This window comes from Loktanella sp. M215 (assembly GCF_021735925.1).
In the GTDB taxonomy this organism is placed as follows: Bacteria; Pseudomonadota; Alphaproteobacteria; order Rhodobacterales; family Rhodobacteraceae; genus Loktanella.
Window position 1 is genome coordinate 1,858,700 of sequence record NZ_WMEA01000001.1, and the last position, 24,955, is coordinate 1,883,654.

At 65.0% G+C, this 24,955-nt stretch carries 21 protein-coding genes; 11 read left to right on the plus strand and 10 right to left on the minus strand.

From position 1 onward, the window contains the following. Positions 1-3: 3 nt before the first annotated feature. The 4 genes from GLR48_RS09125 to GLR48_RS09140 all read right to left on the minus strand — a co-directional run bounded on the left by GLR48_RS09125 (position 4) and on the right by GLR48_RS09140 (position 7,643). On the minus strand, positions 4-2,433 hold the full coding sequence (locus GLR48_RS09125; RefSeq protein ID WP_442915780.1) for a circularly permuted type 2 ATP-grasp protein: 2,430 nt from the start codon (positions 2,431-2,433) through the stop codon (positions 4-6). Then, positions 2,391-5,720 (minus strand): transglutaminase family protein, encoded by a 3,330-nt coding sequence (locus tag GLR48_RS09130; protein ID WP_237060954.1) that lies wholly within the window; start codon positions 5,718-5,720, stop codon positions 2,391-2,393. The genes GLR48_RS09125 and GLR48_RS09130 overlap by 43 nt, the downstream gene beginning before the upstream one ends. Positions 5,721-5,824: 104 nt before the next feature. Continuing rightward, positions 5,825-6,826, minus strand: coding sequence for a zinc-binding metallopeptidase family protein (locus GLR48_RS09135; protein ID WP_237060955.1), 1,002 nt, complete (start codon positions 6,824-6,826; stop codon positions 5,825-5,827). A gap of 28 nt (positions 6,827-6,854) precedes the next feature. Further along, positions 6,855-7,643, minus strand: a complete 789-nt coding sequence (locus GLR48_RS09140) for a helix-turn-helix transcriptional regulator (protein WP_237060956.1) — start codon at positions 7,641-7,643, stop codon at positions 6,855-6,857. Positions 7,644-7,985: 342 nt separating this feature from the next. Between GLR48_RS09140 and GLR48_RS09145 the strand changes: the two genes are divergently transcribed. The 9 genes from GLR48_RS09145 to GLR48_RS09185 all read left to right on the plus strand — a co-directional run bounded on the left by GLR48_RS09145 (position 7,986) and on the right by GLR48_RS09185 (position 16,317). Then, positions 7,986-8,189: a Flp family type IVb pilin gene (locus GLR48_RS09145; protein WP_237060957.1), complete on the plus strand. Its 204-nt coding sequence runs from the start codon at positions 7,986-7,988 to the stop codon at positions 8,187-8,189. 102 nt (positions 8,190-8,291) lie between these two features. Further along, positions 8,292-9,122, plus strand: a complete 831-nt coding sequence (gene cpaB / locus GLR48_RS09150; protein ID WP_237060958.1) for a Flp pilus assembly protein CpaB — start codon at positions 8,292-8,294, stop codon at positions 9,120-9,122. Further along, entirely contained in the window at positions 9,119-10,579 is a 1,461-nt protein-coding gene (locus tag GLR48_RS09155) for a TadE/TadG family type IV pilus assembly protein (RefSeq protein ID WP_237060959.1), read from the plus strand. The genes cpaB and GLR48_RS09155 overlap by 4 nt, the downstream gene beginning before the upstream one ends. Positions 10,580-10,587: 8 nt before the next feature. Then, positions 10,588-11,091 carry a TadE/TadG family type IV pilus assembly protein gene (locus GLR48_RS09160; protein WP_237060960.1) on the plus strand — a complete coding sequence of 168 codons (504 nt, stop codon included), beginning with the start codon at positions 10,588-10,590 and terminating at the stop codon, positions 11,089-11,091. After that, a complete protein-coding gene (locus GLR48_RS09165) occupies positions 11,088-11,711 on the plus strand; it encodes a TadE/TadG family type IV pilus assembly protein (protein WP_237060961.1) in 624 nt (207 codons plus the stop codon). The genes GLR48_RS09160 and GLR48_RS09165 overlap by 4 nt, the downstream gene beginning before the upstream one ends. Continuing rightward, positions 11,708-12,952 carry an AAA family ATPase gene (locus tag GLR48_RS09170; RefSeq protein ID WP_237060962.1) on the plus strand — a complete coding sequence of 415 codons (1,245 nt, stop codon included), beginning with the start codon at positions 11,708-11,710 and terminating at the stop codon, positions 12,950-12,952. The genes GLR48_RS09165 and GLR48_RS09170 overlap by 4 nt, the downstream gene beginning before the upstream one ends. 15 nt (positions 12,953-12,967) lie before the next feature. Then, positions 12,968-14,359, plus strand: coding sequence for a CpaF family protein (locus GLR48_RS09175; protein WP_237060963.1), 1,392 nt, complete (start codon positions 12,968-12,970; stop codon positions 14,357-14,359). Continuing rightward, the gene (locus GLR48_RS09180) at positions 14,356-15,318 is read left to right on the plus strand and encodes a type II secretion system F family protein (protein ID WP_237060964.1); all 963 of its coding nucleotides are present in this window, start codon (positions 14,356-14,358) and stop codon (positions 15,316-15,318) included. The genes GLR48_RS09175 and GLR48_RS09180 overlap by 4 nt, the downstream gene beginning before the upstream one ends. Before the next feature lie 18 nt (positions 15,319-15,336). Further along, positions 15,337-16,317, plus strand: coding sequence for a type II secretion system F family protein (locus GLR48_RS09185; RefSeq protein WP_237060965.1), 981 nt, complete (start codon positions 15,337-15,339; stop codon positions 16,315-16,317). Here the strand turns inward: GLR48_RS09185 and pobA are convergent. Continuing rightward, on the minus strand, positions 16,314-17,483 hold the full coding sequence (gene pobA / locus GLR48_RS09190) for a 4-hydroxybenzoate 3-monooxygenase (RefSeq protein ID WP_237060966.1): 1,170 nt from the start codon (positions 17,481-17,483) through the stop codon (positions 16,314-16,316). The genes GLR48_RS09185 and pobA overlap by 4 nt on opposite strands. Positions 17,484-17,559: 76 nt before the next feature. Between pobA and GLR48_RS09195 the strand changes: the two genes are divergently transcribed. Further along, positions 17,560-18,396 (plus strand): helix-turn-helix domain-containing protein, encoded by an 837-nt coding sequence (locus tag GLR48_RS09195; RefSeq protein WP_237060967.1) that lies wholly within the window; start codon positions 17,560-17,562, stop codon positions 18,394-18,396. 92 nt (positions 18,397-18,488) lie between these two features. Here GLR48_RS09195 and GLR48_RS09200 read toward each other — a convergent pair whose 3' ends face one another. From GLR48_RS09200 to GLR48_RS09210, 3 genes are all read right to left on the minus strand, one after another. After that, positions 18,489-19,265 (minus strand): ATP-binding cassette domain-containing protein, encoded by a 777-nt coding sequence (locus GLR48_RS09200; RefSeq protein WP_237060968.1) that lies wholly within the window; start codon positions 19,263-19,265, stop codon positions 18,489-18,491. Further along, a complete protein-coding gene (locus GLR48_RS09205) occupies positions 19,265-20,353 on the minus strand; it encodes an ABC transporter permease (protein ID WP_237060969.1) in 1,089 nt (362 codons plus the stop codon). Before GLR48_RS09205 ends, GLR48_RS09200 begins: the two co-directional genes overlap by 1 nt. A 135-nt stretch (positions 20,354-20,488) precedes the next feature. Further along, positions 20,489-21,511 carry a sugar ABC transporter substrate-binding protein gene (locus GLR48_RS09210; RefSeq protein WP_237060970.1) on the minus strand — a complete coding sequence of 341 codons (1,023 nt, stop codon included), beginning with the start codon at positions 21,509-21,511 and terminating at the stop codon, positions 20,489-20,491. Between the two features lie 162 nt (positions 21,512-21,673). Here GLR48_RS09210 and GLR48_RS09215 point away from each other — a divergent pair, with 162 nt between their 5' ends. Then, positions 21,674-22,870, plus strand: coding sequence for an ROK family transcriptional regulator (locus GLR48_RS09215; protein WP_237060971.1), 1,197 nt, complete (start codon positions 21,674-21,676; stop codon positions 22,868-22,870). Here GLR48_RS09215 and GLR48_RS09220 read toward each other — a convergent pair. Beyond that, complete coding sequence (locus GLR48_RS09220; RefSeq protein ID WP_237060972.1) at positions 22,867-23,937, minus strand: Hint domain-containing protein; 1,071 nt, start codon at positions 23,935-23,937, stop codon at positions 22,867-22,869. The two genes, GLR48_RS09215 and GLR48_RS09220, sit on opposite strands and share 4 nt — an antisense overlap. A 122-nt stretch (positions 23,938-24,059) precedes the next feature. Beyond that, positions 24,060-24,950 carry a lipid A-modifier LpxR family protein gene (locus GLR48_RS09225; RefSeq protein ID WP_237060973.1) on the minus strand — a complete coding sequence of 297 codons (891 nt, stop codon included), beginning with the start codon at positions 24,948-24,950 and terminating at the stop codon, positions 24,060-24,062. Positions 24,951-24,955: the final 5 nt, after the last annotated feature.

The window sequence follows — 24,955 nt, forward strand, 5'->3', positions numbered from 1 at the left end:
GGGTCAGTGCAGAAAGGCGGCGTTGAGCGTGATCGACAGCCCCAGCACATCTGACAGGGCCGCGTCGAGGGCGGCTGTATCCAGCGTTTCCACCGTATGCACCGCAAAGGCGGTTTGCAGGGTCCGCACGCTGCGTTCGAAATCGGTCATGTGACCCAACGGCGCATCGGCGGTCAGGTCGGTTACGCGCGCCAGAAGGGTGTCGAGTTGGAACCGGACAGCCCGCGGGTTCAGCGGATCCAGCGCCAACAGGTCGATGACCGTGTCACGGCTTGTCACCATGGCATAGCGCTGGCGGTGGACGATGACGCTGTCGCCGATCTCGACCGCAAGGTCGAGGGCGCCGTCCGGCGCCTCTGGGTCGGCCAGGCGGGCCAGAAGGCCGAGCGTCATGGCCGCCCGTTCCAGCGCGCGGCCAATGGCCAGAAACTGCCAGCCGGCGGTGCGATACATGTTGTCATGGGTCAGACCCGAAAATCCCGCCACCTTGCGCAGCAGGATGCCGGTGGCCAGTGCAGCGTCGTCACCGGCTTTCGTTGTGCCCTGCATCTTGGCCAAGGTCTTGTCCATGTCCGTCAGGGCGGCCCAGCCATCGACGCTGAATCGGTCACGGATCTGGCTGGCGGAATGGACTGCGGCGGCCAGCGTTCGGCGCAGACCCTTGGGGATTGCGCGATCCGTCTTGATCCCGTGTCTGCCAAGGTGGGTGCGGATTGCATCCAGCAAAGGACCGGACGCCCCCTCTGACCGGCGGCCGTGGTAGGACCGCAGCAGGCGCAACTGACCCTCTGTCCGTTCGATATAGCGGCCCAGCCAGAACAGGTTGTCGGCGGCGCGGCTTGGCAGCGCCTCTGCCGTGGCGCGGCGGAATTGGCCATCGCCGGTGCGCGGCAACAGTGTCGGCGTCGCAACCGGCGCGTCGGACACCACCCAGACATCGGCCACGGCACCGCCGCGCCGCATTGACACCGCAGAGGTGTCAGCGCCGCTGCCGATCCGAGCAAAGCCGCCCGGCATGACGTGCCAGCCCTGCGGGCCGCGTGCCAGAAACACCCGCAGCGTCATGGGCCGCGGGACCAGCGCGCCATCCTCGTAGACCGGGGTGGTGGACAGGGTCACAAGCTCTTTCGCCATCAAGTCGGCAGCATTGTCCGCCAGCCAGGGGCCGATCTGCGTGTCGTCCGTGCCCGTCAGGATACCGCCGATCGCGTGGGGGGCCTGCGTCTCGTAGGGCATGCGGGTCGCGAGAGCGGGACCGATCATCATGCGCGATGCATGCCTGTTGACGTGCGCCAGCTCTTTCGTCTGTCCGCACCACCAGGTGGCGACGTTCGGCAACATCAGATCAGCCCCGGTCAGGACGCGGCTGATCGCGGGCAGGAATGCCATGAGGGCCTGCGTTTCAAGGACCCCGGCCCCCAGGGCGTTGACCATCGTGACCTGGCCCTGTCGGATCGCCGACATGAGGCCCGGCGTGCCAAGGTGGCTGTCGCGGCGCAGTTCAAGCGGGTCGGACCAGATGCCGTCCATGCGCCGCCATAACACCTCGATCGGGATCAGGCCCTTGACGGTGCGCACCTTCAGGCCGCCGTCGGCGACGGTCAGATCGCCGCCTTCCAGCAGGGACAGGCCAAGGTAGCGGGCGATATAGGCCTGTTCGTAGTAGGTGTCGGTCAAGGGCCCCGGCGTCAGGATCGCGGCGCGGCTGGCGTCGTTCGTCTTCAGCCCGGTCAGGGCGGACCGGAAATCCTTAAAGAACCCGGCGAGCCGTTGCACATTGGCCTGGGCGTAAAGCTCGGGAAAGACGTGGGTCGTGGCGATCCGGTTTTCCAATGCGAACCCGGCACCGGAGGGTGCGTCCGTCAGGTCCTGCAGCACCCACCAGCGCCCGTCGGGACCGCGCCCAAGTTCGAACGCGCAGAAGTGCAGGAAATGGCCGCCGCGTGGGGCCACACCCACCATGGGCCGCAACCATTCGGGGTTGGAGGCCACGAGTTGCGCCGGCAGGTGACCGTCGGCAACGAGGCGGTTCGGGCCATAAAGGTCGGCCACCACCTGTTCCATCAGGTTGGCACGCTGGACAAGACCGGCGCTGATGGTGGTCCAGTCGGACTGGGACAGCACGACCGGGACCGGGCTATACGGCCAGTCCCGCGTTGCGGCCGTCGCATCGCCATACTTGCGAAAGAAGACGCCCGCATCGGCCAGATGCTGTTCGCCGCGCGCGAAATCCGCCGCGATCTGGGCGGGGGGCAGGGCCGACAGATGGTCGATCAGTGGCGCCCAACCCGGCCGCATCCGGCCCGTGGCATCGCATAATTCGTCCGGCACACCGGGCAGGGTGCGGTAGCTGTCGAACAATTCGCCCCTGTCCGCCGCCCCGGCGGGCGTCACAGTCCCGGTTTTCGGCGCAGGTCCAGCGTCATGGGGCATGAGGGATGAGGCGCCTCGGATACGGGTTCATAGTCACCGGCAGTATGGCCATGCGGTTCGAAACGGGCAAGGCGGCGGGCCTCTGCCTCGTTTCCGTTGACAGGGAATGTATCATAATTGCGCCCCCCCGGATGTGCGACATGGTAGGTGCAGCCGCCAATCGCGCGGCCTGTCCAGGTGTCATAGATGTCGAACCTCAAGGGCGCGTTAACTGGCAACTTCGGATGCAGTGCAAGCGGCGGTTGCCACGCCTTGAAACGCACCGCAGCCACGCTCTCGCCGTTCTTGCCGGTCGGTTGCATCGGCATCATCCGCTGGTTGCAGGTGACCGTATAGCGGCCCGGATCGGTCGCGGTCAGCTTGGCCTGCAGGCGTTCGACGGAACTGTCCGTATAGCGCACGGTGCCGCCAATGGCGCCGGTTTCGCCCATGACGTGCCAGGGTTCCAGCGCCTGACGGATTTCCAGATTGACGCCATCCACGTTGACTTCGCCGCAGAAGGGGAAACGGAACTCGGCCTGCGCCTTGAACCAGTCGGGGTCCAGATCAAAACCATGCTGTTTGAGGTCGGAAAGGACGTCGAGAAAGTCCTGCCACACCATTTCGGGCAACATGAACCGATCCAGCAGCGTGGTGCCCCAGCGGGTCAGGTTGCCCTTGATCGGGGCCTTCCACATCCGCGCGATCAGGGCGCGGATCAGCAGTTGCTGGGCAAGGCTCATGCGCGGGTTGGGCGGCATCTCGAAACCCCGAAACTCGACCAGACCCAGACGGCCTGTGGGACCGTCGGGGGAATAGAGCTTGTCGATGCAGATCTCGGCCCGGTGGGTGTTGCCGGTCACGTCCACCAGCAGGTTGCGCAGCAGGCGGTCGGTCAGCCACGGCGCGGGCACGTCGCCTTCTTCAGGCGTCCTGATCTGGTCAAGCGCGATTTCCAGCTCATACAGGCTGTCCATCCGCGCCTCGTCGATGCGGGGGGCCTGCGAGGTCGGGCCGATGAACATGCCGGAGAAGAGATAGGACAGTGACGGATGCCGCTGCCAGTGCAGGATGATCGACCGCATCAGGTCGGGGCGGCGCAGGAAGGGGCTGTCGGCGGGGGTGACGCCGCCGACGACGACGTGGTTGCCGCCGCCGGTGCCGGTGTGGCGGCCGTCGATCATGAACTTGTCGGCGCCAAGGCGCAGTTGACGCGCCTCTTCATAGACCACCTCTGTCGTGTTCACGACGTCGTCCCAGGTGTGGGCGGGGTGGATGTTAACCTCGATCACGCCGGGGTCGGGGGCGACGCGGATCACGTTCAAGCGCGGGTCGGACGGCGGGCCGTAGCCTTCGATATGGACCGGCACGCCCAGCTTCTTCGCGGCTGCCTCGGCGGCGGCGACGAGTTCAAGGTAATCCTCGACCTCCTCGACCGGGGGCATGAAGATGCACAGCCGCCCGTCGCGGGGTTCGACCGATACGGCGGTGCGGACCTTGCCTTTCAGATCGCTGATGACCTGTTCGGTGCGGTCCTGCACCGGCTCGGACGCGGTGAAATGCGCGCGGGCCTGACGGGATTCCTCGTCCGCCTCCTCGGTCTTGTCGACGCGGTAGGTGGGCAGCGGGCCACGATCCTGCATCGGATCGCCGACAATGACGTGGGGATAGGACGCCTCGGGGATATGCTCCAGCGTGCCCAGTGGCAGGCGGTAGCCGACGGGGCTGTCGCCGGGGACAAGGAACAGATGACCGCGCCGCATGTCCCAGACTTCGGACAGCCATTGCGACTTGGCGCGTGCCTGCCATTTCTGCACCGGCAGGACATAGCCGGACGGCTCCGTCAGGCCACGTTCAAAGACGCGGGCCATGCGGGTGCGGGCCTCTGCGTCCTTCAACTCGTTGTTTTCCGGGGTCACGTTGATCGGCAGGTTCGCTTCCTTCAGCAACCAGTCGGCGGGGTCTTCGAAGGCGGGGATCACGTTTGCGGACGGCACGCCCAGCGTTTCGGCCATGCTTTGCAGGACGGCTTGCGCCTGTTCCTTGGTCGCACCTGTGGCATCTTCGGCGGCGATCAGGTCGGGGTCGGTCCAGATCGGCGATCCGTCGCGACGCCAGTAGAGAGAGAAGGTCCAGCGCGGCAGCGTCTCGCCCGGGTACCATTTGCCTTGGCCGTAGTGCAGGAACCCGCCGGGGGCGAAGCGATCCTGCAACCGGCGGATCAGCTTGTCGGCAAAGATGCGTTTGGTGGGGCCGACGGCGCCGGTGTTCCATTCCTCCGCTTCGAAGTCGTCGATGGACACGAAAGTCGGCTCTCCGCCCATCGTCAGGCGGACGTCCCCATCCTCCAGCGCCTTGTCGACGGTGTGGCCAAGGGCGTTCAGCTTCTCCCATGCGGCGTCCGAGAAAGGCTTGGTGATGCGCGGATGCTCTGCCACGCGGGTGACGGTCATGTCGAAGTTGAAGGTGACCTCGGCAAAGCTCGCCATGCCGGAGATGGGTGCGGCGTTGCTGTAATGCGGTGTCGCGGCCAGTGGGATGTGGCTTTCGCCGGTCAAAAGGCCAGATGTCGGATCAAGGCCGACCCAGCCGGCACCCGGCAGATAGACCTCGCACCAGGCGTGCAGGTCGGTAAAGTCGTTCTCGGTTCCCTGCGGACCCGATACGGCCTTCAGGTCGGGCTTCAACTGGATCAGGTAGCCGGACACGAACCGCGCCGCCAGCCCCAGATGCCGCAGCAGGTTCACCAGCAGCCACGATGTGTCGCGGCAGGACCCCTTTGCCAGTTGCAGAGTCTCTTCCGGCGTTTGCACGCCGGGTTCCATGCGGACGATGTATCCGATGTCTGCCGCCAGCCGCGCGTTCAGTCCGACGACGAAGTCGATGGTGCGCTGCGGGTCGCGCGAGATGCTGTTCAGGTAATCCGTGAACAATGGCCCCTCGTCGTGGGTCCGCATGTAGATCGACAGGTCGTCGCTGATCGCCTCTGGGTAGGTGAAGGGAAATTCCTGCGCGCTGTCTTCGACGAAGAAGTCGAAGGGATTGTAGACGCTCATGTCCGCGACGACATCGACCTCGATCTTAAATTCGGTGACCGGGTCCGGGAAGACATAGCGCGCCTGCCAGTTGCCGTAGGCGTCTTGCTGGTAATTCACGAAGTGGTTTGCCGGCGTGACCTTCAGGCTGTGGCTCAGGACCGGAGTGCGGCTGTGGGGCGCGGGCCGCAGGCGGATGATCTGCGGGCCAAGCGTCACGGGGCGGTCGTATTTGTAATGGGTCAGGTGGCGGATCGCGGCGAGGATCGACATGGGCAACCTTTCGTAACAGTTAACGCAAACTGTCCCACGATGTGCCCCGCACCTCCACCCGCATAATGTGAAAACGCGGGCAGGGGTGTCAAAGTGCCTAAAAATCAGGCGATGGATGCGCTGTGGATCAGATCGTTGATGAACTGCAGTTTGGCCATGACCGGCTTGTTCAGCACGAAGGGATAAAGATCGGGCTGACCCATGGCGCGGTTCATGTTGTTCAGCGCGACCGTGACGGGCACCCAGGCCTCGACCACCGGTTTGATGTCGGTGGCGCCGTAGGCATCCTGCGTCACCTGATTGCCGTCCAGTGACAAGGCGTAGGCGGCGGCGGTTTCGACCCCGTCAGCGATGTGCATCCAGTGCGCCCAGGTCTCGGCGAAGTCTTCCCACGGGTGAGACGTCGCATAGGCGCTGATGTGACTTTGCTGCCAGCCCTGCGGCGCGCCATTGTCGTAATGGTACTGCAAGGCTGCGCTGTAATCCGCACGTTCGTCGCCGAACAGCTCGCGGTAGCGGCCGATGTGGGGCGAATTGTCGACCAGCAGCGCCCAGTAGAAATGGCCGGCCTCGTGGCGCATGTGGCCGATCAGGGTCCGGTAGGGTTCATCCATCGCGGTACGGCGGGCCACGCGCACGTCGTCATCGCTTTCGGCGATGTTGATGGTGATCAACCCGCTTTCGTGGCCGGTCATGACGGCTGTGACGCCGTTCGGCCCCTGCGCATCGGCCAGAAAGTCGAAGGCCAGCCCGAGGTTGGGGTTCTGCGCGCGGGTCGGACGTGGCAGGCGCCACCGCATCAGGCCGTAGATCAGCTTGCGCTTGGCCAGCTCGACCTCGCGCCAGCGGGCCAGATTGCCGTCCATTGAGGCATCGGGGACGACATGGTTGTGCTGGCACGCGAGGCAAAAGCTGCCAGGCCGGGCGTCGACCGCCAGCCAGTTGCAGGCGGCGCCTTTGGCATTGGCGCAGAGCACGACGTCACCGCCGGCCGCGCGCATGACCTGTGTATTGGCGTCATACCCCAGACGGGTGCCGCAATTGACGCAGGACTGGTTTCGGAAATGCACCTCTTTGGCGCAGGTGGGGCAGGTGAAGCGTTTCATGGGGGCAGCCGTTCAGAGCAGGAACTTGCTACCTAGCGTCGCAGGCCAATCCGTCAACGCGCGGCACGCTGTGTCGTGCCGCTTCGGTATGCAGGCGATGGCAGACCTCGTGCATACCGCGCAGCCCGGTCTTGTTATAGATGTTGCGCAGATGCGTCCGCACCGTCGGCATCGCAATCTGCAGCATTGTTCCGATCTGGGCCGGCGACAGCCCGTCCCGAAGAGCCTTGGCAATTCGCCGCTCTGCAGGCGTCAGTCCGGCGGGGTTCGCCTCGCTCAGGATGGCATCTGGGGCGACAGGTGTATCGTCTTCTGGTCCTGTCGCAAGCGCCGCGATGGCCTTGCGGGCAAGGCCGGGACGGCGGCCCGCCCAGATCGGTGTGGCGATTGCGCCGAAATCCGACAGCACGATCGGATCGCCCTTGCGCAGGATCAGCAGGTCGGCGTGGTGTGTGCCGACCCCCAGCACCACGGCGCATTGCCCGTTGGTGCGCGCATCCATCAGGGTGTGGCCGGCAATCAGCTGCGCCGGGTCCGTACAGAGCCTGCGGGCGAAGGCAGCGATCCGTGGGTCGATGAGCGACGGCTGGGCCGCTGTCGTCGCGATCAGGCGGGCGGCGACCGTTCCGGTGACACGCAGCAGGCAGACCACGTCCGCCCGCGTTTCCTGACGCAATGCCGCCAGCGCACGGGTCAGCGGAACGCCAGCATGAGACGCCGCGCCGAAGAGCGCCCCCAGTGCCATCGCGCGGCGCGCAGCGGGGTCCGTGGCCGGACTCGAAGCGGCGTAGGCGTGGTAGGCGGCAGAGTGGTTCATGAAAAAAAATCCTCGTTACGGGTCTGACAGCCGCCGTTCTAGCCTCCGTCCGGGGGCCAAATTAAGAAATTGTTGAGAATTCTGAACGGATCGGAAAAACCCCGAACGCGTGGGATCAAGACCTTAATGTGGCGCCCTGCCGGTCCGACCCGGACAACCGCGCCAAGCTGCGGCGAAAGCAAGGCACCGGCAGGGCGCTGGTGTGGTGGTGGACGCCGCATTTGCTGTCTGACGCGCAAGGCCCTGATATCTCATCTATTTGGTCGATGTGACGGCGGCCGCGATCCGCCATTTTGAGGCCATCGGCGCCATGTTGGTGCTCGCATTCAAAAGGACCAAGACATGTTTAAAACCGCCAAGATCTTCCTGACGACCTTCCGCCGCGACGAAGACGGGGCCACCCTCGTCGAGTACGGCATTGCCCTCGGCCTCGCGATCACCGTTGGTGTTGGCGCGTTGGCGGCGCTGGGCGGCGATGTGGATGTCCAGATGACTGACGCACGGTGTGCGCTTCAAGGTGCAGATTCCGGCTGTACTCCGACCTAAGACGTTAGGACTTCTGCCAAAGCAGTGCCCGATCGCTGCTTTGGCCAAACGTAGCGGGATGAAAGCCCTCCTTTCTTTCAAACTCAAGTTTAGGAGGCGACAATGGACCTCAAACCCATCCTGTTCATGGCTGGCGGACTGCTGATCGCCGGCGGCGCCGTGTGGAAGGCCAGCGATCTGATGAATGCCGTGCCGCCGGCGCCGCCACCTGCGGCGTCGGCGATGGCCGAGCAGGTCAGCCTGATCGCGGCCGCCCGCGACATTCCCTTCGGCGCCGAGATCCGGGCCGAGGATCTGACGCTGCAATCCTGGCCGGCGGGGACCGTGCCGCCGGGTGCCTTTGACAGTGCAGATGTGTTGCTGGGGCAGGTCGGCGCCGCACCCCGCCGCGCCACGCGCACGATCCGGACCGGTGACGTGCTGCTTGCCGACGCCGTGTCCGATTTCGGTGCGACCGTGACGATCGGCAGCACGCTGGACGCAGGCGCGCGCGCCGTGGCGATCAGGGTGAATGCCGAAACCGCAGTCGGCGGCTTTGTCACACCCGGGGACCGCGTCGATATCGTGCTGACCGAAGGCCGCGGCGACGGACTGCGCACCGGCACGATTCTGCAGAACATCCGCGTTCTAGCCACGGACCAGAACGCCGACACGACCGGCAGCGCCGCGCGCACCGCGCGCACCATCACGGTCGAGGTTTCGGCCCGCGACGCGCAAATCCTGACAATTGCGCAACAGGCCGGTCTGCTGAGCCTGACGCTGCGGCAGGACCAAGGCGACGTTACGACAGAGGATGCGCCCGCGCAGATCACGATGGACGACGTATGGGGCCGCGCGGTCCCTGTTCCCCTGACACCGACAGCCCCCGCTGCCGCACCGCGGACCATCACCGTGCGCCGCGGCCTCGAGACGTCGACGGTGTCGCTGCAATGACGCGGCATCTGGCCCGCTTTGTCCGTGACGAGGACGGCGCGATCATCGCGCTCTTTGCTGTCATGCTGGCGGTCTTTCTGGGCGTGATCGCCCTTGGTTTCGACTTTGGTCGTCAGGCAGCGACACAGTCGGAACTGCAGTCCTTTGCCGACAACGTGGCACTTGCCGCGGCAGGAGAGCTGGACGGGGCCAGCGACGCCATCACGCGCGCCAATGGGGCGGCGGCCGCATTCATCACCGATACGCAGACCTATGGCGAGGGCAGTCAGAGCCTTGGCGGGGCCGGCGACTTTGTGCTGACGTTCTACGCCAGTCGCACAGATGCGGGCGCGGGACGCACCGAATCCCGGCCACAGCTTGCACGTTTCGTGCGGGCGACCGTGGCCGACCGTCGTGTCCGCGGCACCTTTTCGCGCGCCTTTACCCGGCTGACCGGCCGGGCCGGAGGCCCCGAGACCGTCGGTGCCAGTGCCGTCGCAGGGTTCAGCAAATATGCCTGCAACACGACGCCGCTCACGTTCTGCGCGCCGCTTCTGAACGCGCGCGCCGACCTGTCGGACCTGAAGAAGGGCGTCAGTCTGGATCTTTCGGTCGATCCCAACCAGTTGGTGCCGGGGACCATTTCGCTGGTCAAGAACACGGTGCCGCTGATCGACGTCGACGGCATTTGCAACACGCTGTCGGGTATCAACCTTGATCTGTGCCTGCTGGCCGCGCGGGGCGAGCGGACCTCTTGCCTGGCGCAGGACGGGATCGAGGTCACCACCGGAAACCGCCTGCCGACGGTCAAGGCGGGGCTGAACGTGCGCCTTGGCATCTTTGATGCGGCGACGACCAACTTGAAGACCAATCCGCTTTATGCCGCAGTGCCGAACCTGCTGGGCGCCGCCGGGGTAAACCAATGCACCAACACGCCGGAGGGTTTTCCCAACCTGCCCCGGGACGATTGCCAACGGTCTGGCAGTTGCGGTGTGACCGGCAACGCGTCCTGGGCAACGGGGCGAGCGGAGCTGGTCACGAAATATTACGGCGGAACCGATCCGTTCCCGCAGGCGAAGACTCGGTTTGAATTCTACAACGCCATGGTCTCGGCGCAGGCCAGCGGCAGCAGCGGCGGCCTTGTTGGTGGCCTGCTGGGCGGGACCGTGGGTGGCGTGGTCGGCGGATTGCTGGGCGGTGCGACGCCACAGGTCTTGCCGCTGTGCGCGCCGGTGCTGGACCGTGATCCGAACCGCCGCCTTGTCGTGGCAGCGGCCATCGACTGTTCCGGCCTGTCCGCCAACGCCGATCTGTCCAATGTCCCGGTGCTTGATTTCGTGGAGCTGTTCCTGAACAGCCCCGCCGAGGCCAACGGGTCCAATACCATCAATGTCGAGGTCGTGGGCCGGTTGGGCCGGGGTCAGGCACCAAGGTCGCCCGACGTGACCACGCGCGATGTCGTGCGGCTTTATCAATGATCGGGGGCATGGTCATGCGGTTGCGGCGCTTTGCCAGCGACACCGACGGTGCGGCGCTGGTCGAATTCGGCCTGGTGTTGCCGGTGATGCTGCTGCTGTTCTCGGTCACGATCGAGGGCGCGCGCCTGATGTGGTCCTATCAGGCGGCCATCGCGGGTGTCCGCGATGCGACGCGCTATGTCGGGCGGGTGGTGCCGGGCGACATCTGTGGCACCTCGCCCGCGACGGCGGCGCAAGCCAGCATCATGGCCATGCAGGGAACGGTCACGGACATCGTGCGCAACAGTGCAGATGGCCTGCCTTTGTTTCCCGCGTCGATCACCGTCGACGACGTAACACCCGTCGTGGTCTGCAAAGCGGGCGCCTATCACCTTGCCTATACGCCTGTCGCCACGGTGACCGCGGACATGACGATCACATGGCCGTTTTCGGGGATTTTCGGGCTGTTCGGCGGCGTACCGCCCGTCACGCATCTGCAGGTCGCCGATACCGGACGAATTTTTGGCACATGACCGGACGACACATCATAAAACGCTTTGCCCGCGCCGAGGACGGTGCAGTGCTGCTGGAATTTGCGCTGGTGGCGCCGCTGCTGCTGCTGCTCACCTTCGGACTGATCGATTTTGGCCGCCTGGGATTTTCGCAGGTCATGGCGCAGAAGGCGACGGAAATGGCCGTCAGGCGCGCCGTGGTGACCGCGCCGATCTGCGCGGGCCTGCCCAAGACGAATGCCAGAGGTGCCTTGTCCGGCGTCCTGTCGGGCCTTGGCTTCGGCGCGTCGTGCAGCCTTGGCCAAGGGCTTTGCCGTACGGCCGTGACCGTGTCCTGCACGGCGGAGCATGCGCCGGACCTTTGGGCGCATGTGGCGCCCTTGATGCCCGCCAACGCCACACCCGCCAACCTGACGCTGACATATGCCTTCGATCCGACGCTGGGCTTTCTGGGCGGCCCCTATACGCCCTACGTCACGGCAGAAATCACGGATCTGCGCTTTGCCTTCGTGACCCCGCTGGGCGCGCTGGCGCGTCTGGCCGGTGTCGGCGACCCGGGCGCCTTGGGCGATCCCCTGACCTTTCCCTCGATGAGCGCATCGCTGCCCGCCGAGGCCCTCTTGATCGGAGATGACATATGACACAGGCCCTTGCTTGCGCGCCGTCGGTTGACGACACGGCACTTGTCCAGACCCGCGTGCTGGTGATCAGCGATCTGCCGGGTATGGCAGAGATGGTGGCGCGCAACGTCGGGCGCGGCGATCCTGCGCTGGTCGTACGGTCGGAGCGCATGACGCTGGCCGACCTGTGCGATCGTGGCCCGCTGACCGACACGGATCTGGTGATCTTCGGCATCCGGCCGGGTCAGGATGCGGACGTTGCGGCGCTGCGGCGGATGAAGGCCGATGATTCATCGGCCATCAAGTTTCTGGGCCTGACAGCCGAACCGCTCAGCCTTGCGGTGGCGCGCGGGCTGATGGCGGCGGGTCTGGACGAGGTCATGCCGCTGGCCGCCGCCGCTCCGCGCCTGACCGACGCAGCGCAGATCGCGCCCGTGGCCGAGGTTACGCAGGCCAAGCGGGGCGACGCCGCACACAATGGCCTGATCGTTGCTGTCGCTGCGGCGCGCGGCGGTCTGGGGGCGACGGCCTTCGCGCTGAATGCCGCGACCCTGATGGCACAAACCGACCGTAAATCGGCGCGCGCGGGCACGGCTGCGCCGCGCATTGCGGTCGTTGACCTTGATTTCCAGAATGGCGTTCTGGGATCCAGCCTCGATATCACGGATGGCGGTGGATATCTGACCATGCTGCAGACGGGGCAGCACCCGGATCACGAGATGCTGCAGCGGGCGATGGTTTCGCATCCGCTGGGATTCGATGTGATGGCGGCCCCGGATGCGATGGCGCCGCTGGATGCGATGACCCCCGACATGGTCGCCGTTTTGCTGGACGAGTTGCGGCTGGCCTATGACGTGGTGATCCTCGATCTGCCGCGGGCGCTGACGGACTGGACGGCGCCCGTGTTGGCGCGGGCCGATCGCTTGTTCCTGCTGACCGACCCTACGGTCCATACGGTTCGCCAGACCCGGCGCATGATGGACATGTTCCGCGACGATAATCCGTCGCTGACGATCGATCTTGTCGTCACCCACCAGCGCAAGCCGTTTTCGCAACCCGCCCACGTCAAAGAGGCGGAACGTTTTCTGGGCGAGAGCCTGCGCCACTGGTTGCCCGGTGATGCGCGCGCGGCCCAAAGGGCGGCGGGGCAGGGTGTGCCACTGGCGGCAGCGGCCCCCCGGTCCGCAACGATCCGGGCGATGGGTCCGCTGATTGCGGGCCTGCGCACCTCGCTGTCCCAGACCCAGCGCCGCCGCGCCTGAAAAAAGGAGAATGTGATGTTCAAGGATTTCCGTCAGACGGTCCGCCCAACCCCGCCTGCATCACCGGTCGCGCCGACGCCCCACATCCCCGTGGTCGCCCCGCAGCCCGTCGCCGTTGCGATCCCCACTGCCGATACCGGCTGGCACGACCTCAAGCAGGTCTTGCACGAGGCGATTCTGAACCAGATGAACCTTGGCCTGATCGAACAGGTGGAACGCGCCGATCTGAAGCGCGAGATCGGCGCACTGGTCGCGCCCATCCTGCAACAGCGCGGGCAGACGCTGACCGGTGACCGGTTCCGGCAGCTGGTCAACGAATTGATGGACGAGGTGCTGGGCCTTGGCCCGTTGGAGCCCTTGCTGGCAGATCCGACCGTGTCGGACATCCTCGTGAACGGGCCGGACAAGATCTTTGTCGAACGGCGCGGCCTGCTGGAACGCAGCCCGCTGCGGTTCCGCGATGAAAAGCACCTGCTGCGGATCATCGACAAGATCGTCAGCCGCGTGGGGCGTCGCATCGACGAAAGCCAGCCCTGGGTCGATGCCCGCCTGCCGGACGGCAGCCGCGTGAACGCGATCATCAAGCCTTGCGCCATCGACGGCGCGTCGCTGTCGATCCGCAAGTTCAGCGCCGACAAGCTGACGCTGGACAAGCTGGTGGGGTATGGCGCGCTGAACGACACGGCGGCGCAGTTTCTGGCCGCTTGCGTGCAGTCGCGGATGAACGCGCTGATTTCCGGCGGCACCGGGTCGGGCAAGACGACGATGCTGAACGCCATGTCCGCCTTCATCGACCACCGCCAGCGGATCGTGACGATCGAGGATGCGGCAGAGTTGCAGTTGCAGCAAGACCACGTCGTGCGCCTTGAAACCCGCCCCGCCAACGCCGAAGGCACCGGCCTGATTTCCCAACGCGAGCTGGTCAAGAACGCGCTGCGGATGCGCCCCGACCGGATTGTCATTGGAGAAGTGCGCGGGTCCGAAGCCTTTGACATGCTGCAGGCGATGAACACCGGCCATGACGGGTCGATGACGACGATCCACGCCAACACCGCCCGCGATGCGATATCCCGTCTGGAACAGATGGTCGTCATGATCGGCGCGGATTTTCCGCTGTCCGCCGTGCGCACCCAGATTGCCGCCGGTATCAACATCGTCGTGCAGCTGAACCGTCTGGCCGACGGCAGCCGGCGTGTGATGTCGATCTCCGAGGTCACGGGCCTCGAAAACGGGGTCGTGCTGATGCAGGACATTTTTGCATTCCGCAAGACAGGTCTGGATGCGGAGGGGCGCGTCATGGGCCGCTTCGCCCCGACCGGCATCCGCCCCAAATGCATGGAGCAGTTGCAGGCCTCGGGCTTTGATCTGCCGCTTGGCACCTTCACCGCCCCGCAGGAGGTCGCATGACCCGGATCGCCGCCCTGTTCGACGCCATCGCGCCGCAGTATGTCGTGCTGGCGATGCTTTTTGCCGGGATCCTTGTCTTGTGCGAAGGCATACGGCAGGCCTTTTCCAACAACGATGCAAGCTTGGGTCAGGCAGCGACGCGGTTGCAGCGGCTGGGGCAGGCGACGGCCACCCTGCGGGCCCCCGATGCCGCGCCGTTCTGGCTGAAACTGCCGTTTTTCGGCAACCTGCCGGTCAAGATGCGGCAGGCGGGGCTGACGGTTGCGCCGCAGCGCCTGCTGGCGATCTGCGCCGGGATCGCAGTGCCCGTCTTTGTCCTTTTCTGGTGGCGGCTGGGCGTCGTGCCGGGGGCCTGCATGGCCGCGTTGATTGCGCTGGGCGGGCCGACGGCCTGGATCAACCACATGCGGGCCAAACGCATGATGGCGTTCAGCAAGCAGCTGCCCGATGCGCTGGAGATGATGCGACGCGGCCTGACGGTCGGGCATCCGCTGAACGTGACGATCGCCACCGTGGGGCGTGAAATGGCAGACCCCGTGGGTGAGGAATTTCGCCTGCTGGCCGACCAGATCGCCTATGGCGACGGACTGGTCGATGCGGTGCAGGACATGGCCACGCGGATCGATCACGAAGACCTGCACTACCTGTCTGCCGCTGTCGCGATCCAGCAAAGTGCCGGTGGCAACCTCGCCGCCGTGCTGGCCACGCTGGCGCGGGTGATCCGGATGCGGTTTTCCATGCGCCGCCGGGTCAAGGCGATTTCTTCCGAAGGGCGCATTTCGGCGATCATCCTGACGGCGCTGCCGTTCCTGATGTTCGGCGCCACGCTGATCACCGCGCCGACATACTTCAGCGGCGTATCGGACGATCCCAAGTTCCTGCCGCTGGCGATCATCGTGGTCGTGCTGGTGACCGGCAACGGGCTGATGATGAAAAAGCTCGTCACCTTCCGCATCTGAGGCAAAAGGACCGATCCCATGACCGCACTGATGACACTTCTGCCGATCACCCCGCAGGGCCTGATCCTGTTCGCGATCTTTGCGGGCGTCCTGATGATGACCGTCGGGGTGTGGATGTTGCTGGGGCATAGCGACCGGCAGACGGTCCGGATGCAGGCGACGGCCGCCGCTTACCTGCGTCATGGCAACGGGCAGGCCCTGCTGAAGACCCCTGACCAAATCCCCGAAGGAATGCTGAAGGCCCTGATCCCGCAGGATGGCGCAGAACGCACCCTGATCCGGGCGCAGTTGCAGCAGGCGGGCTTTGACGGGCCCAACGCAGTGCGCAATTTCTTTGTGATGCGGCTGGTGCTGGCGCTGATCCTGCCTGCGGCAGTGGGCATGCTGCTGGCGCTGCGGTCCTTTCAGATCCTGCCCGATGCCGTGGCCGAGACCTTTGCTTTGCTGACTTCGCTGCGCATCACGCAGATCATCGCTGGCGGTGTCGCCGTGGGATTCTACGGTCCGACGATCTGGTTGAAACGGCGGATCGACGCCCGCAGGCGTGCGATCGAGGAGGCGTTTCCCAACGCGCTCGACCTGCTGCAGATCGCGGTGGGGGCCGGCATGGGCTTTGATGCGGCAATGGTCCGCGTCGGTCAGGCGCTGGCAACGGTCAGCCCGGTCATCAGCGCGGAACTTCTGTTGTGCCATGCCGAGGTGCTGGCCGGTCGCGACAGGGCGGGCGCACTGCAGGACATGGCCCTGCGCACCGGCGTCGACGAGGTCGCGGCCTTTGCGCAGCTCATCAGCCAGTCGATGGCCTATGGCACCAGTATCTCGGACGCGATGACCGCCTACGCGGTCGAGATGCGCGAGACCCGCGAGATGAAGGCCGTCGAGAAGGCAAACAAGCTGCCCGTGCAGATGTCAGCCGTCATGGCGTCGATGATGCTGCCCGCCCTGTTCATCCTGACCATCGGCCCGACGGTGCTGCGCTATATGGCGATGGGGCGCTAGTAGGGCAGCCCCACGTAATTTTCGGCCAGCGCGCGCTGGGCTGTCTGCGACCCCAGCAGATAGCGCAACTCGGCGTCCTGAATGGCCTGATCGAAAATCGTCTGGTCGGGAAAGCGATGCATGGTGGTGGTGAACCACCAGCTGAACCGGATCGCGTTCCAGACCCGCGCCAGTGCGGTCTGCGAATAGCCGTCAAGGCCCGTGTCATCGCCCTGCGCGTAATGCAGTTTCAGCGCCTCGAACAGGTAATGCACGTCCGAAATCGCAAGGTTCAGCCCCTTTGCCCCGGTCGGCGGCACGATATGCGCCGCATCGCCCACGAGGAACAGGCGCCCCCAGCGCATCGGATCGGCGACGTAGGACCGCAGAGGGGCGATGGATTTCTCGATCGAGGGGCCGGTGACCAGCGTCTCGGCCGCGTCGTGCGGCAGGCGGCGGCGCAACTCGTCCCAGAACGCCTGATCGGTCCATTTGTCCAGCGGGTCGTCCACGGGTGCCTGAATGTAATAGCGGCTCAGGTGCGGGTTGCGCATCGACGCCAGTGCAAAGCCGCGCGGGTGGTTGGCGTAGATCAGCTCGTGGCTGACCGGGGGGGTTTCCGACAGGATGCCCAGCCAGCCGAAGGGATAGACGCGCTCGTATTCCGTCAGCACATCCTTTGGGATCGCCTGTCGTGATGGGCCGTGGAAGCCGTCGCAACCCGCCACATAATCACAGTCGATGCGGTGTTCGGTGCCGTTCAACGTGTAGGTCACATAGGGCGCGTCACTGTCCAGATCGTGAGGCTGTGTGCCTTCGACCTCGTGAATCACGATTCCATTTGCCCGGTCACGCGCCTCATACAGGTCTCGGGTCACCTCAGTCTGGCCGTAAACCATGACCTTCTTGCCGATCAGCGCGTCGAAGTCGATGCGGAAGCCCTCGTTCTGGACGGCAAGGTACGTGCCGGAGTGGGGCAGGCCTTCGGCATGGGCGCGGGTCGCCACGCCCGCCTGTTCCAGCATCCCGACGGAGCCGTATTCCAGCACGCCGGCCCGAATCCGGCCCAACACATAAGACCGCGTCTGGCGTTCCAGCACGACCGAGGCGATGCCCGCCCGGTCCAGAAGTTGCGACAGCAAAAGGCCGGACGGGCCTCCCCCGATGATGCAGACCTGTGTGCGCATTAAATCCTCCTCGAATGCTTATCTTGCAATTCTGGACCGTCTGGCCCCATGATACCGGCAGGATCGGAGCGACAACTTGGACAATCCAGCCAAACGGACACCGGCCTTCGCGCTTTTTGGCGAGGGCCGCATCTTTCCCGATGTCCTGCATTGCGAGGACATCAACGCCCGCGCCCATCGCCATGGCTGGAAGATCGCGCGACACCGGCATCCGGAGCTGCACCAGTTCTTTCTGATCCGGTCCGGCGGCGTGACCCTGCGGCTGGCCGAGGGCGACCGGGCGTTGCCGCTGCCCATCGCCCTGTCGATCCCAAGCCAGCTGGAGCATGGTTTCATCTTTGCGGACGGCACGCAGGGATTTGTCGTGACGGTCCCGGTCGAGGTTTTGTCCGCCCTTGTGCCGGCGGGGCTGCAACGGATCCAGACCCATCCCGAAACGCCGCGTATCGCCGATTTGTTCGCCGCCATCGCCAGCCGTCATGCTGATCCATCGGGCCAGCGCGACCTTGCGCTGCGGGCGCTGGTCGTCGCGCTGGGGTGCGATCTGGTGGCGGGTGTACCACCGATCGCGGATGCCGGGGCCACGCTTCGCGCGCGGTTTGAAGATGCCGTCAGAACCCACGCGACCCAAGGCTGGCGGGTGGCGGATTATGCGGCACATCTTGGCACGTCGGTCACCCAGCTGAACCGTATCGTTCGCCAACAGGCGGATCAGTCGGTCATGGGCGCGGTGCAGGCACATCTGCTGGGCGAGGCCGCCCGGCGGCTGGCCTATACGCGCCAGCCGGTCACGACGATCGCCTATGATCTGGGATTTTCTGACCCTGCGTATTTCGCGCGGGTGTTCCGCAAGAGGATGGGCGTGTCGCCACGGGCCTATCGCAACCGGCTTGGGACAGAGGCGCGCGGGTGAAATGTCGTGCCGGGGCGCTGCCCCGGAACCCGAAGTATTTTTGACCAGAAGAAGATGGACCGTCCTATGTTACGGGCGGTCCACTGTCGGTTTCAGGCCATTTCCAGTTCCTGATCGGGCTCCTTGGCGCCGGTCATGTAGCCCACGGCATCGGACATGGTGTGGTTTTTGGGATTGATGACGCAAAGCCGCTTGCCCAGACGGTGGACGTGGATGCGGTCAGCAACTTCGAAGACATGGGGCATGTTGTGGCTGATCAGGATGATCGGCACGCCGCGCGCGCGCACGTCCTGAATCAGTTCCAGCACCTTGCGGCTTTCCTTGACGCCCAGAGCCGCCGTCGGCTCGTCCAGGATGATGACCTTGGACCCGAAGGCCGCGGCGCGAGCCACGGCGACGCCCTGACGCTGGCCACCAGAAAGCGTTTCGACCGCCTGGTTGATGTTCTGGATCGTCATCAGGCCCAGTTCACTGAGCTTCTCGCGGGCGAACTTTTCCATCGCGCTGCGGTCCAGTTGCCGCAGCCACTTGCCGCGAAACCCGGGTTTGCGCAGCTCGCGCCCCATGAACATGTTATCGGCAATCGACAGGGCAGGGGACATGGCGAGGGTCTGATAGACCGTCTCGATCCCCGCGGCGCGCGCCTCGATCGGAGAGGCGAACTGGATCCGCTTGCCTTCGAGGAAGATTTCGCCCTCGTCGGGGATCACGGCGCCGGACACGGCCTTGATGAGGGAGGACTTGCCGGCACCGTTGTCGCCAATCACGGCCAGGATCTCGCCCGGGTAAAGGTCGAAGTCGCAATGGTCGAGTGCAGTGACCTTGCCATAGCGTTTGACCAGATTGCGGCCTTTGAGAATGGGTTCCATTATGCAGACACCTTTCTGATCCATTGGTCGACGGCGACGGCGATGATGATCAGCGCGCCGATGAAGAGATACGTCCATTGCGCGTCGGCCCCGGCCAGACGCAGGCCCAGCGTGAAGACACCGACGATCAGCGCCCCGAAGAGCGATCCCATGATCGACCCGCGCCCACCGAAGAGCGAGATACCACCGATCACGACGGCGGTGATCGACTGGATGTTGGCCTCTTGGCCCGAGGTCGGAGAGACCGAGCCGATGCGCCCGATCAGGGCCCAGCCGGCGAAGGCGCAGATCAGTCCTGCCAGCGCATAGACCGCGATCAGAACGCCATCGACGTTGACGCCCGACAGTTTTGCCGCCTCCTGATCGTCGCCTACCGCATAGATGTGGCGGCCGAAGGCGGTCTGCCGCAGGATGTAGGCCAGTACCGCAACCAGCAGAATCATGAAGATCACGCCGACCGTCAGAACGGCGCCGCCGCGACCTGCCTCGTCCGCACCGATCTTGAAGGTCGTGCCGAAGAACTGAAGGATCGGGGCCTCGGTCCGGATTTCCTGACTGCGGATCGTCTCGTTGGCAGAATAGAGGAAGTTGGCGGCAAGGATGATCTGCCAGGTGCCCAGCGTCACGATGAAGGGCGGCAGTTTCATCTTGGACACCAGAATGCCGTTCACGGCACCCAGCGCCGTGCCGATGACCAGACCACAGATGATCGAGATTTCGGCGGGAATGCCGTAGCGGAACGTGAACTGGCCCATGATGACCGAAGACATCACCATGATGGCACCCACGGACAGGTCGATCCCGGCGGTCAGGATCACCAGCGACTGGGCTGCGGCCACGATGCCGACCAGCTGCACCTGTTGCAGGATCAGTGTCAGGGACGAGGCCGAGAAGAATTTGCTACCCAGCAGGCTGCCGAACACGATGATCGACACGATCAGCACGATCAGCGGCACCAGCGACGGTGTGACGTGAAGCGCGTGCTGCACCTTCTTGACGAAACCCTTGTGATCGTCGCGGAACGCGGCAACCGCTTCCTCGCGTTTGACCTTCACAACGGATTCATAGTCGTCGGATTGCGATGCCATCGCCTGCCTCCCCCTCTTTTCAAATTGTGCTGTGGTGCCGGTCACGGCAACACTGGCCTCCCCGGACTTGTCCGACAGGGGCGGATCCTCCGCCGCCCCTGTCGTTGTCAGTGTGTCTCAACCTGTGGGGTCAGATCAACCCCAGCAGATTGCCTTGCCTTCTTCGGAGGTGATCGAGTCGACGCCGTCAACGGGCTTGTCGGTGATCAGCTTCACGCCGGTATCGGTGAAGTCCTTGCCTTCGGTCGGCGCGGGCTTGGTGCCGTCCTTGGCGTAGGCGGCGATCGCCTCGACGCCCAGCTTGGCCATTTCCAGCGGATACTGCTGGCTGGTTGCACCGATCACGCCGTCGGCCACGTTCTGCACGCCGGGGCAGCCGCCGTCGACGGACACGATCAGCACGTCGTTCTCACGACCGACAGCCTTCAGCGCCTCGTAGGCACCGGCCGCGGCGGGTTCGTTGATCGTGTAGACCACGTTGATGTCGGGGTTCACGGTAAGGAGGTTTTCCATCGCCGTGCGGCCGCCCTCTTCGTTGCCGGCGGTGATGTCGTTGCCGACGATACGGGCGTCGTCCTCGTCGCCGATGACGTTCGGATCACCCAGTTCGATGCCGAAGCCCTGCAGGAAGCCCTGGTCGCGCAGCACGTCGACGGTGGGCTGGCTGACGGCGAGGTCTAGCATTGCGATCTTGGCGTCGGCGGCAGCGTCGCCCAGTGCGCCTTTGGCCCATTCACCGATCAGCAGACCGGCGGCGAAGTTGTCGGTCGCAAAGGTCGCGTCAGCGGCGTCGGCGGGGGACAGCGGCGTGTCCAGCGCGATGACCAGCAGGCCGGCGTCGCGGGCCTTCTGGACCGAATCGACGATCGCAGAAGTGTCGGACGCGGTGATCAGGATTCCCTTGGCGCCGTCGGCGATGCAGGTCTCGATCGCGGCAACCTGCGTTTCGTTGTCGCCGTCGACCTTGCCGGCGAAGGATTTCAGTTCCATGCCCAGATCGGCGGCGGCCTTTTCGGCGCCTTCCTTCATCTTGACGAAGAAGGGGTTGGTGTCCGTCTTGGTGATCAGGCATGCGGACATGCCGGTGTGGGACTCGGCGCTGGCGGCACCGGCCAGTGCGATCATTGCCAGAGCAGTGCCTGCAAACAGTTTATTCATGGTAGCCTCCCAAGGATGTCTAGCGGTCTCGACCGCTCGTGCCCCGCGCCCTCCCGGCTGGGGACTGATCCCGATAAACATCATGAGAAGCGATTCGTCAATAAATAAATCAACTTGATTTATTAAAGGTGAATTGTGATTGTCAGTGTGGGAGGTCGGATCATGACTGAGATTGATGTGCGCGATCCGGGGACGGGGCGGAACCAGCACACGCTGCGTGACCACAACGAAAGGTTAATCCTGACGACGCTTTTGCGCAACGGTGCATCTGCGGGCAGCGATATCGCGCGGCGCACGGGCCTGTCGCCGCAGACGGTGTCGGTGATCCTGCGGGGTCTGGAACAGGACGGGTTGTTGACGCGGGGCAGCCCGCAGCGCGGACGGGTGGGCAAACCCTCCATCCCGATGGACCTGGCGCCGCAGGGCGCCTATGCGGTAGGGTTGAAGATCGGGCGGCGCAGTGCCGATCTGGTCCTGACCGACATGATTGGCCGGCTCGTGGCCGAGCGGAACCTGACCTATCGCTATCCGCTGCCTGCAGCAATTCTGAGCTTTCTGCGCGACGAGATGGCGGCCTTTTCCGTTGCGCTGACGCCGGCGGCGGCGGACAGGATCGCAGGGATCGGCATCGCCATGCCCTACGAGATCTGGAACTGGCACGATATCATTGGTGCGCCTGCGGATACGATGCAGACCTGGAAGTCCTTTGATTTCACGGCGGCGATCGCGGATTTTTCGACCTTGCCGGTCTTTGTGGAAAATGACGCGACTGCCGCCAGTCGGGCCGAGCATATCTATGGCGTTGGTCGCAGCTGGCGCGACTATGCCTATTTCTTCGTGGGATCGTTCGTCGGGGGCGGTGTGATCCTGAACCATTCCGTCTTTGAGGGGCGGTCAGGCAATGCCGGGGCCTTCGGATCGCTGCCGATGCGGGGACCGGACGGGCATGATATTCAGCTGATCGATGCGGCGTCCCTGCACCTGCTGGAAACGGCGCTGGTCAAAGCGGGTCACGACCCGTCGGTGCTGTGGACCCTGCCACAGGACTGGTCGCAGTTCGGACCGATTCTGGACGACTGGATCGCGGTCACAGCCGAGCATCTGGCGCTGGCGTCGCTGACGGTCTGTTCGGTGATCGACTTCGAAGCGATCGTGATCGACGGCGGATTTCCGGCGGACGTCCGCAGCCGACTGGTGGCGCAGACGGCGGCGTGCCTTGCGGGTCTTGACCTGCGCGGATTGGCCGCCCCGGCCATCGTCGCCGGCAGCATCGGTCCAAACGCCCGTGCCTTGGGGGCGGCATCCACGCCGATCCTGTCCCAGTATTTCCTGAACACCCACGGCGAGACCGGAAGCTAGATCCTGCGCCCCGCATCGTGGCGCAGGACGGTCGCTTCGCTGAGCGTGAGCACGCGGCGGGCATAGGCGCCGTAGGCGTCGATGTCACAGCGCAGGTCCGGCAGACGCCCGAACATCCGGTCGAGGTCGTCCGGAGCCATGGTCGACAGGGCGGCACTGGCGGGGTGAAAGCTTTCGGTCGCGACGTTGTTGGCAAAGACGATCTGGTGGCTTGGCAACATCATATGGATATAGGTGACCGCGCGCAGGCTGTGGTCACGCAAGACGCGGCTGTCGTCGATCAGGTCACGGGCCGTGACCAGCACCTCTTCTGCATTGAACAAGGCGCGCGCGCGCGGGCCGTGCAGGACGATGCGATGGTCCGGAGAGACCAGCAGCCCCGCGTCCGGCACGTCGTTGTCCAGAGCGCCGGTGCGCAGCCGGACCGGCGCCAGGTCCGGCAAGGCGCGCAGGCGGGCGCCCGTCACGTGCCGCTTGCCGATCCACAGCACCTCGGCCGGGCCATTGTCCTGCGTCTGCACCCGGCATCCTTCGCCAAGGGACGCGACATCGCGCGGCCCTTCCGGCGTCAGGATCATCGTGCCGGGGGTAAAGCAGATCACGCCCTGCGGTACATCTTCGGCCTCTGCCAGCGTGGTGGCGTCGATGTCGTGGCGCACGATCCAGAGGTCGGTGTCGCGCGGCGGCAGCGCATCGAGGAACATCAGCAGGGGTTTGCGACCCGGCCCGCGCGGGATCAGCGTCACCGTCCATGCGGCGCGACCGTCCGTCACCGTGAAGGACGCGGTGAACAGCGGATCCTGCAACAGGGCAGGGGGCGGCACCACCGGCGCACGCGATCCTGCCAGAATGCGGCGCACCGTCGGTGCGGCCCGCTTGCGCAGGTCTGCCATATCCTTCGATGGTCCCAACGGAAGGATGGCGCTTGGCCCGTCCACACGGACCGGCTGCCCGGTCCATGACCAGGCGCCACCGGCGCGAATGCCTGCGACCGGCGCAGAGCGGCGCCCGTCCAGTTCCGTTTGCGACCAGGGAATGACAAACGTGCCGGTAAAGCCCGTGTTCATGCCTGCTCTCTTTGCCTCGACTGCGCGTCCCGCGTCATTCATCGCGCGGGATCTAGGTCCAAGGGTAGTCACAGGGCAGGGCCGCAGGCAAGCGGTCTGCAAGGTCATGCGTCGTTTTAAAGTCAGAAGTTGAAATTGAGCTTCAGTGAGCCGACGACCTGACTTTCGTCCTGACCTTTGAATTCGGGGCCGAGATAGGTTGCGCCATAGAACAGCGCCAGACCCGGCACCGGTTGCCAATGTACCCCGGCGCGGGCGCGTGTCCGCGTCTCGCGCGGCGCGGCCCCCTGCGAGTCGGGGAGGTAAAGGCTGTCGCCCGCAGCCGCGACATCGCCGCCCAGCACAAAGCTGATCCCCTGCGCGTCGTCCTGCGTGCCGCGATACAGTTGCCCTGTCACCACGTCGCGCAACAGCAGGTCGCGCTGACCGACCGCACTGCCAAGGATCAGGTCTGCACCGGCGCGAATCAGATCCTCTGCGCCGGTCTGACCCTCGATGAAGGGACGCAGGGTCGTGGTGTCGCCCAAGTGGATGGTCTGGCGCGCCTCTGCCGTGGTGTGGATCGCGAACTGGTCTGGCAGCGCGTTTTGAGTCTTCGGGCGCCGCAGCCCGAAGGTACTGTGGAACCCCCGTTGAAAATCCGCCAGACCGGTCTGCGGTCCGATCGCCATTACATCGCCGCCAAGACTGAACTGCGTGTCACCCTGACCGAAATGCGTATGCAGCCCGAGGCTGAGGACCCCGGCGTAGGGGCGGTCCCCGTTGCGGCGATAGGGGGCAATGATCTCGGACCGGAACCTGTATTCCAGCAAGGCGCCAAAGGGTTGCGCCGTCCCGTCATAGGGTCTGGGCGCACGCAGATGGCTGAACACGAAGCTGCCGGTGCGCCAGCGGTCGTGGCCGTCGCCGAGCATATCGTTATCGAACAGCCTGCCGTTGCCGATCCCGTCACGCGATTGCGCTGCCGCGGGCGCAGCGGTCAGAAGCATCAAGAAAAATAGCAGACAGCGCATCGTCA